The sequence below is a fragment of the Anabaena sp. EIM26 genome (genome assembly GCF_057568715.1).
On sequence record NZ_JBWNLG010000003.1, the window covers coordinates 172,767 to 181,796 of the forward strand.

Below are 9,030 nucleotides of genomic sequence, written 5' to 3' on the forward strand. Positions count from 1 at the left end.
ATATTACCGCAACTGTGATAATAAAGTTTTCATCTGGGGAGTAGATAGCAATTTCTGAGTATCAGCAATTATTTTCTCACCCCAAAGATTCTTTTCTAGAAAGTTAAGATCAGCAAAGTTTTTATCTAATTTTAATGCTGTTTCTGCTAACTGATAAGCCTGTTGTTCTTCCCCTTTCCCATACAAAGCCACAGCTAAAGCTAACATGGGTTCAGAAAATTTATTGTTAATTTTCATGGCTTGTTGCCATTGTTTAATTGCTGTTTCTCTGTCTCCTTGTTCATATTTGATGAAACCTATATTATTGATAGCAGCTAAACTATTAGGATTTTTTGCAACTGCTTGATTATAATCAGATATTGCGGCTGTATAATTTCCTTGTTGATGATAAATAAAACCCCGCCCAGCATAAGCATCTGCATAATCTGGATTAATAACAATAGCTTTGTTATAATCAGCCAATGCTAAATCCAATTTTTTCTGCTGAAAGTAAAGATTCCCGCGATTGTAATAAGCAAGAGCAAAATCAGGATAAATAGCGATAGCTTTGTTGTAATCAGCTAATGCTAAATCCAATTTTTTCTGTTCATAGTAAAGAAATCCTCGACTAATGTAAGCATTAGCATTATCAGGACTACTAGCAATAGCCTTATTAAAATCAGCTAATGCTAATTCCCATTTTTTCTGCTCATAGTAAAGAAATCCTCGACCAATGTAAGCATTAGCAAAATCAGGATTAATAGTAATAGCCTTGTTGAAATCAGCTAGTGCTAATTCCCATTTTTTTTGCTCAGAGTAAACCAATCCTCGTTGGTTGTAAGCCAGAGCAGCATCAGAATTACTAACAATAACCTTGTTGAAATCAGCCAATGCTAATTCCCATTTTTTCTGCTCATAGTACAAAATCCCTCGACTAATGTAAGCTAGTGGAGTAAAATCAGAATTAATAGCAATAACCTTGTTGAAATCAGTTAGTGCTAATTCCCATTTTTTCTGGTCAGAGTAAAGAAGTCCTCGACTAAAATAAGCATTAATGTAATCAGAATTAATCTCAATAGCTTTGTTATAATCAGCTAATGCTAAAGCCCATTTTTTCTGTCTATGGTACAAATTACCTCGATTGCTAAAAAACGACGCACGAGGGCTGAGTTTAATCGCCTCACTTATCGCTGCTTCTGCTTCTCCATACCTTTTTAAACCATCTAAATTTCCCCATTTTTCATTATACAAATTAGGATTATTTGGCTGAAGTTCAATCGCTTTATTGATTGCGACTAAGGCTTTATCTAGTTGCTTTGATGTCCTATAGACTAGATTTTGAAGTTCCCATGCACTAACAAAATCAGGCTTATATTTCACTGCTTGCTGTAATGCATTTATAGCCTCTGGATATTTTCCCTTCCCACCTAACGCTAAACCCTTGCCATAATAAGCCAAATGGATAAAAGCCGGCTTCAGCTTAATTGCTTCATCAAAAGCCTGTATAGCTTCTTCATAACGACCTAAACGCCACAGTTGATTTCCTCTTTCTAACCATTGACTAGCCTTTGTATTATCTTTAGAAACATCTACTGATAATATAGCTGCTTTGATAGATTCAACTTTTTGTTCATTTAATTTTGGTACTGGGGTGGTTTCTACCTTTTGCGGTTGTGTATTCAGTCGAGTTGCTATTGCTAAAAAGGTACTTACAGGAATACCCAAACTATTACCTATTTGTACTCTCCCTCCATTACTACCAGCATCACCTGTTTTTTCATCAATAGCTGTTTCTCCTTCAGAACGTCCATGAATCCCTATAACTCTTCCTTGAGAGTCTAACACCGGTCCCCCACTCATTCCCCCAAAGGTGATACTGCTATAAACTAATTCATATCCTCCTGTTAAGGAAATCGCACTTTGACTGATACTTTGTAATCCACTAGAATTGTTAGTTTTAAAATCTGATTGGGTAGTTCTTAATAGTCCTGTTTCCTTACTATAAATCTGTCCCATTGTCAACCGCCAAGGTGATTTTTCTCCTAATCTTGGATACCCAGCAGTTAAGATATATTCATTATCTTTAGGGTTATAATTTGCCAAAGTCGCAACTTGATAATTTTCCTGACTTCTAAATTTAACAACAGCTAAATCTACCCCTTCTTCTAGTTTAATACTGCTTTTTTCTACAGGATATTGTTTACCATCTGAGGAAAGAATTGAATAATTAAATCCTCCACATGGTTTGGTTGCATCTTCTCTTTCACAAAGAACATGAGCCGCAGTTAAAACTGTGTAAGTATCCCCTTCTTTAGCGATAATCACCCCTGAACCATTGGCTTTACTACTACTATCAATTCTCACTGTAAACTGTTTAGCTTTTTGTTCTATTTCTCCTAACCATCCTGTTAATGCTATTTCTGGTACTGTTTCTGGAATATTTGGTATAGGTAAGGAATAAGCTGTCAATATCTTATCATTCACCTGTGCTAAAAGGGTGGTGATTGGTATTCCCCAGCTAAGTTTTCGCTTTTGTTGGATTTCTTCATCGCTGGGACGTGAACCATCAGGATAAACATAACCTGTATTTAAAATCGGGTATGCACTTCTACCATTTATCCCTATTAGTTCCCCACGGGAGTTAATAATTGCACCACCACTCATTCCCTGTTCAATATCACTGCTATAACCTATTTGATAACCTTCTTTTAATGATTGTTGGGATATTTGTTTTACTGTACCTGTCCGAAATACTATCTCTCCTTTTGCTGAAGAATATCCTGCTGCTGTGACTTCTGTTTCAGTGCTAGGAATAGTATTAGGAACTTGTTGTAAACAATAATTTTGCTCAGTTTGGAATTGTAATAGTGCTAAATCTGATTTCTGAAATTTGATGTTAGAAACGATTTTTGCATCATAGATTTTACCATCTGATGTTTTTAACTTAATACTACTAACTCCTCTAATTACATGAGAGTTAGTGACGACTAGATAAGTATTTCCTTGTTGAGCTATTATTGTTCCTGAACCACTGTTATTATCTCCTGTGACTCTGACTGTAATTCGGCTGGCGATGGTTTTTAGTTGTTGTTCTGAATATTCTCCATCTGCATTATCTGATTTTATGTTACATAAAGGATTTTCTGCTGCTAAGGAAACAGAATGAGACGAAGTTTCCAGACTAAAGGTAGAAACTGGTAGCAATAATAGTGCAAGAATGACGAATGTTTTGGTATTCATGTTAATGATTACAAATTTTGATTGATATTACCGCAACTGTGATAATAAAGTTTTTATCTTGGTAGTAGATAGCAATTTCTGAGTATCAGTAATCATTTTCTCACCCCAAAGATTCTTTTTTAGAAAGTTGGTATCTGCAAAGTTTTTGTCTAATTTTAATGCTGTTTCTGCTAATTGATAAGCCTGTTGTTCTTCACCCTTTCCATACAAAGCCACAGCTAAAGCTAACATGGGTTCGGAAAATTGATTATTAATTTTCATGGCTTGTTGCCATTGTTTAATTGCTGTTTCTTTGTCACCTTGCTCATATTTGATAAAGCCTAGATTACTGATGGCAGCTAAACTGTTTTTATCTTTAGCAACTGCTTGATTGTAATCAGATATTGCGGCTGTGTAGTTTCCTTGTTGATGATAAATAAAACCCCGCCCAGCATAAGCATCTGCATAATCTGGATTAATAACAATAGCTTTGTTGTAATCAGCCAATGCTAATTCCCATTTTTTTTGTTCAAAGTAAAAATTCCCGCGAGTGAAGTAAGCAAAATCATAATCTGAATTAATAGAGATAGCTTTGTTGTAATCAGCTAATGCTAAATCAGATTTTTTCTGTTCAGAGTAAAGATTTCCACGAATGATGTAAGCAAAATCATAATCTGAATTAATAGAGATATATTTGTTGAAATTGGATAATGCTAAATCAGATTTTTTCTGCTCGAAATAAATAAATCCTCTCCAGAAGTAAGGATTAGCATATCGAGGATTAATGTCAATAGCTTTGTTAAAATCAGATAATGCTAAATCCCATTTTTTTTGCTTAAGATAAACCGATCCACGATTGTGGTAAACTTCAGCAAAATCAGGATTAATGGCAATAGATTTGTTAAAATCAGCTAGTGATAAATCTAATTTTTCCTGCTTGGAGTAAAGAGTACCGCGATTGTTGTAAGCTAAAGCATAATCTGGATTAATAACAATAGCTTTGTTGTAATCAGCCAGTGCTAAATCCCATTTTTTCTGCTTTTTATAAACATTACCACGACCGTTGTAGGCACTATCATAATCAGGATTAATTCTGATAGCATTGTTGTAATCAGTCAGTGCTAATTGCCATTTTTTCTGCTCTTCGTAAAGATTACCACGATTGTTGTAAGCCTCAGCAAAATTAGGATTAATAGCGATAGCTTTATTGAAATCAGCTAGTGCTAATTGCCATTTTTTCTGCTCTTCGTAAAGATTACCACGACCGTTGTGAGCCTCAGCAAAATTAGGATTAATAGCGATAGCTTTATTGAAATCAGCTAGTGCTAAATCCCATTTTTTCTGCTCATAGTAAACATTACCACGATTGCTGTAAGGTAAAGCAAAATCAGGATTAATAGCGATAGCTTTATTGAAATCAGCTAGTGCTAAATCCCATTTTTTCTGCTCATAGTAAACAATCCCACGATTGCTGTAAAAAGCCGAACGAGGACTAAGATCAATCGCCTTATTTATCGCTAACTCCGCTTCTGCATATTTTTTTGAATCAGCTAACACCCCATACTTTTCGTTATACAAATTCGGATTTTTTGGCTGAATTTCAATGACTTTATTGATGGCTATTAAGGCTTCTTTCGGCTGCTTTAATCTTCGATAGACTCCACTTAGCTGATACCAAGCAGCTACAAAATCAGCTTTATATTTCACTGCTTGCTCTAATGCAGTTACTGCTTCTTTCTTGCCATAACTAGCTAAAGCCAAACCCTTGCCATAATAAGCCAAATGGATAAAAGCTGGCTTCAGCTTAATTGCTTCATCAAAAGCCTGTATAGCTTCTTCATAACGACCTAAACGCCACAGTTGATTTCCTCTTTCTAACCATTGACTAGCAGTTGTATTCCCTTTAGAAACATCTACTGATAATATTGCTGTTTCGATAGACTCAATTTTTTGTTCATTTAATTTTGGTGCTGGGTTAGTTTCTACCTTTTGCGGTTGTGTATTCAGTCGGGTTGCTAAGGCCAAAAAGGTACTGATAGGAATACCCAAACTATTACCTATTTGTACTCTCCCTCCATTACTACCAGCATCACCTGTTTTTTCATCAATAGCTGTTTCTCCCTCAGCACGTCCATGAATACCTATAACTCTTCCTTGGGTATCTAATACTGGTCCCCCACTCATTCCCCCAAAGGTGATACTTCTATAAACTAATTCATATCCTCCTGTTAAGGAAACCGCACTTTGACTGACACTTTGTGAATTACCAGAATTGTTAGTTTTAAAATCTGATTGGGTAGTTTCTAATAGTCCTCGTTCTTCACCATAAATCTTTCCCATTGTCAACCGCCAAGGTGACTTTTCTCCTAATCTTGGATACCCAGCAGTTAAGATATATTCATTATCTTTAGGGTTATAATTTGCTAAAGTCGCAACTTGATATGTTGCCGGACTTCTAAATTTAACTACTGCTAAATCTACCCCTTCTTCTAGTTTAATACTGCTTTTTTCTACAGCATATTGTTTTCCGTCTGGGGCAAGAATTTGATAAGTACAATATTCACATTTCTTTGCATTATCTTCACTTGTAGAGAAAACATGACCAGAAGTTAAAACAGTGTAAATATCCCCTTCCTTAGCGATAATTACCCCTGAACCATTGGCATTACTACTACTATCAATTCTCACTGTAAACTGTTTAGCTTTCTGTTCTATTGCTCCTAACCATCCTGTTAATTGCAATTGTGGTACTTGACGATCTTTCCCATCTGGTACAGGCAAAGAATAAGCTATCAATACCTGATTATTCACCTGTGCTAAAAAAGTAGAGATTGGTATTCCCCAACTGAGTTTTCGCATTTGCTGGATTTCTTCTTCACTGGGACGTGAACCATCAGGATAAACATAACCTGTATTTAAAATCGGGTATGCACTTCTACCATTTATCCCTATTAGTTGTCCCGTTGAATTAATTATTGCACCTCCACTCATTCCCTGTTCAATATCGCTGCTATAACCTATTTGATAACCTTGCTTTAGTGATTGTTCTGTTGTTTTTTGGACTGTACCTGTGCGAAATACCATTTCTCCTTTTGCAGAAGAATATCCCGCAGCCATAACTTCTATATCAGTATCAGTCACAAAGTTAGCAACTTCTGTTAAACAATAATTTTCATTAGTCTGGAATTCTAACAAAGCTAAATCAGAATTTTCAAATTTAGTATTTGTCACAGTTTTTGCATCATGTATTTTACCATCTGATGTTTTTAAACGAATGTCGTTAACTCCCCTAATTACATGATGGTTAGTCAGAACTAAATATGTATTACCGCGTTGAGCAAGTAGTGTTCCTGAACCACCGTTATTATCTCCCATTACTCTCACAGTAATTCTCTTAGCGATCGCTTGCAGTTGCTTTTCTGAATATTTTCCGGTGTCTCCATTCTCTGCTTTGATGACACATAAAGGATTTTCCACAGGTTCAGCATTAGCAGTAGTTTTACCAGCAAATAATTGGCAAGTTAACAGAACTAAAGAGGAAGCTAAGATAATGCTTTTTTTCATGATGAAATCTCACTAAATAAGTGGTAAAAAATTAGAAATAAATTAACAACTTATCAGAAGTCAGTAGTCAGAATTTTCTTAAACCTCAAATATTTTAGCTTGCTGCGACTCCGCATAAGCCACCATAATCTGAAACTTTTCCCCCAACTCAGCACTAAATTCCAATTGAATCCAGTTATCTTCATCTCTCGATATAACCTCTAAAATATTTTCTCCCAAATTATCAATAATATTTAATTTTACTCCTTCAGGTAAAACATGATTTCCCACCGGATATACTTGAGTTAAAATATCCACTTCTCCTTCAGAACCCGCAGCAACTTTTATCACTAATGCCACAGAAATTTGCTCAAAGTGCATTCCCAAATCAATTTTCTGTCCCCGCGTCATGCTGACAGCACTCATAAAAGCTAATCCTAATTGTTGCGGATTTAATAAATTCTCAATAGTTTGCCAGCTTGCATCTACAAATCCGTCTAACCATGCTCCAATTTTCACCAGACTAGATGAATCTTCATGTTGTGGATATTTAGCTATTTCTAATTCACTCAAATACAGTAAAAAATCCTCTAAAGATTGCAACTGACTCAGAGGAACTTCTGCTTCAGCTTGAAGTGTAAAACCTAAAATTTTCGCCTCTTTTAAATCAGAGTTAAATTCCACAGCCACATAACCTATTCTATCCTCCCAAACTTCCGGCGGAATTTCACATACTTCTGCCTTTGGTAAAACTGGACGACATTCTAATTTACCTAAATTTTTTACTTCTAAATCAGCCACATTCATCAATTGAATTACTAAAAAATCACAGCTATAACTTCCTTGCCAATCAGTCTCAAATCCCATACACTGGAGATAATTATCTACAGCATATACAGCCAAAGTATTAAGATAAACCTGTTGCCGCTTATTAGGATTAGAAATACCTTGGCTATATTCTTGAGCAATTCCATGAGCTTCTGTAGATAAAGCCACGCTAAAAGTTAGTTGTTCAGTGATGCTATTCATGAGACAATCTCCAAAATTTTCATAGTGAATTAATTCAGCCTCTATATATATTTCTTTAAATAAGTAATAATTTTACGCATCCGTCGCTGGTAGAAACTAGAAGCTGTTGAAAGTGGTACTTTTAATTCCTCAGAAATTTCCTTCCATTGTTTCCCTTCTAAAATTAACAGCAGAATAGCTTTTAAATTAGCTTGAGGATGATCTTTAATACAGTCATTCTCTAAAACATTCTCTGGATCATTCTCAATAATTTCCTTTAACTGTTGTTGCTCAGATATTTCATTGTCTACTGGTAAATCTTTGTTGATTTCATCTAAAGACAGCACTTGAGCAACTTTTTGATGCTTAGGAATATGAGTAATCCCTCTTTTTTGGTCTTTTTTACCCACATCAGAAATTCGCCTAGAAAAGATCATATTTACCCATGCCATCACCGGATATTGAGGATTATATTGTTCAATTTTTTGACAAATTTCTATGAATGTGAGTTGTAATGCTTCATGATAATAGTCTTCATAATTTGGTGATTCCCACCACTGAACTTGCTTGCTCAATTTCCCAGAACCGCGAATAGCATTAATCAGCTTATTTAAAGCTATGCGTCTTTTTGCTCTGTCAGTGGGATTTTTACTGTCAGCCGGATATCGCTTGGCTTCATTAACTAGCTGTTGTAATTCTTGGTTGAGCGCGTCGTCTCTTCCTGGAAATTCATTTGTCATCTCGCACTCCGCACTCTCCTGTAAAGATATCTATTCTCGTATCTTCCCCTGTTTGAAAGTTTTACGCAAAAATTTCCATTCTTTACAAAACTTTATATTCCATAGTAAGCGAACTGCTTGCAGCAGTGCTAGTTCCCTCCGGGACGCTCCGCGTAGCTTGCTTCCCCGTAGGGGTACGCGATCGCTCTCCAACAAGGGTTGGAAATTTATTCCTCAATTGGAAATCGCAGTGAGCGGAGCATAGGGGCGTGTAACGTAAAAATAGAACCCATTTGAAAGGTTGAAATGCGTGATTTTTCTAGGAAATTGGCCATTTTTTGTAATGTTATTAAATTGTCTGCTAACGCAGACATAACCGAAAACCCAAACTATAGCCATTTACAACCCCAATCAAAATTAAAACCCATGCTGAAAAAAACCACAAAGCCAAAAACTAATTGACACCCTCAAACTACTCCCCCCACACTGGCCTATCATCCCCACCCAGGGAAAAAGACCATTAGGGTATCAATGGGAACAACACCCCTGGTCTCCTCAAACA

General features: G+C 35.9%; 4 protein-coding genes. All 4 read right to left on the reverse strand.

Annotation, left to right across the window (positions count from 1 at the left end):
* Positions 1–3 precede the first annotated feature (3 nt).
* The 4 genes from AC012T_RS27850 to AC012T_RS27865 all read right to left on the reverse strand — a co-directional run bounded on the left by AC012T_RS27850 (position 4) and on the right by AC012T_RS27865 (position 8,489).
* The gene (locus AC012T_RS27850) at positions 4–3,219 is read right to left on the reverse strand and encodes a tetratricopeptide repeat protein (RefSeq protein WP_487067283.1); all 3,216 of its coding nucleotides are present in this window, start codon (positions 3,217–3,219) and stop codon (positions 4–6) included.
* A 27-nt stretch (positions 3,220–3,246) separates the two neighbouring features.
* Complete coding sequence (locus AC012T_RS27855) at positions 3,247–6,762, reverse strand: tetratricopeptide repeat protein (RefSeq protein WP_487067285.1); 3,516 nt, start codon at positions 6,760–6,762, stop codon at positions 3,247–3,249.
* A 78-nt stretch (positions 6,763–6,840) separates the two neighbouring features.
* Entirely contained in the window at positions 6,841–7,770 is a 930-nt protein-coding gene (locus AC012T_RS27860; RefSeq protein WP_487067287.1) for a DUF1822 family protein, read from the reverse strand.
* Between the two features lie 41 nt (positions 7,771–7,811).
* Complete coding sequence (locus AC012T_RS27865; protein ID WP_487067289.1) at positions 7,812–8,489, reverse strand: sigma-70 RNA polymerase sigma factor region 4 domain-containing protein; 678 nt, start codon at positions 8,487–8,489, stop codon at positions 7,812–7,814.
* Between the last annotated feature and the right edge of the window lie 541 nt (positions 8,490–9,030).

Coding starts and splice junctions, on each gene's coding strand:
- AC012T_RS27855 (WP_487067285.1), bottom strand. CDS start 6,762: ATGAAAAAAAGCATTATCTTAGCTTCCTCTTTAGTTCTGTTAACTTGC.
- AC012T_RS27850 (WP_487067283.1), bottom strand. CDS start 3,219: ATGAATACCAAAACATTCGTCATTCTTGCACTATTATTGCTACCAGTT.
- AC012T_RS27865 (WP_487067289.1), bottom strand. CDS start 8,489: ATGACAAATGAATTTCCAGGAAGAGACGACGCGCTCAACCAAGAATTA.
- AC012T_RS27860 (WP_487067287.1), bottom strand. CDS start 7,770: ATGAATAGCATCACTGAACAACTAACTTTTAGCGTGGCTTTATCTACA.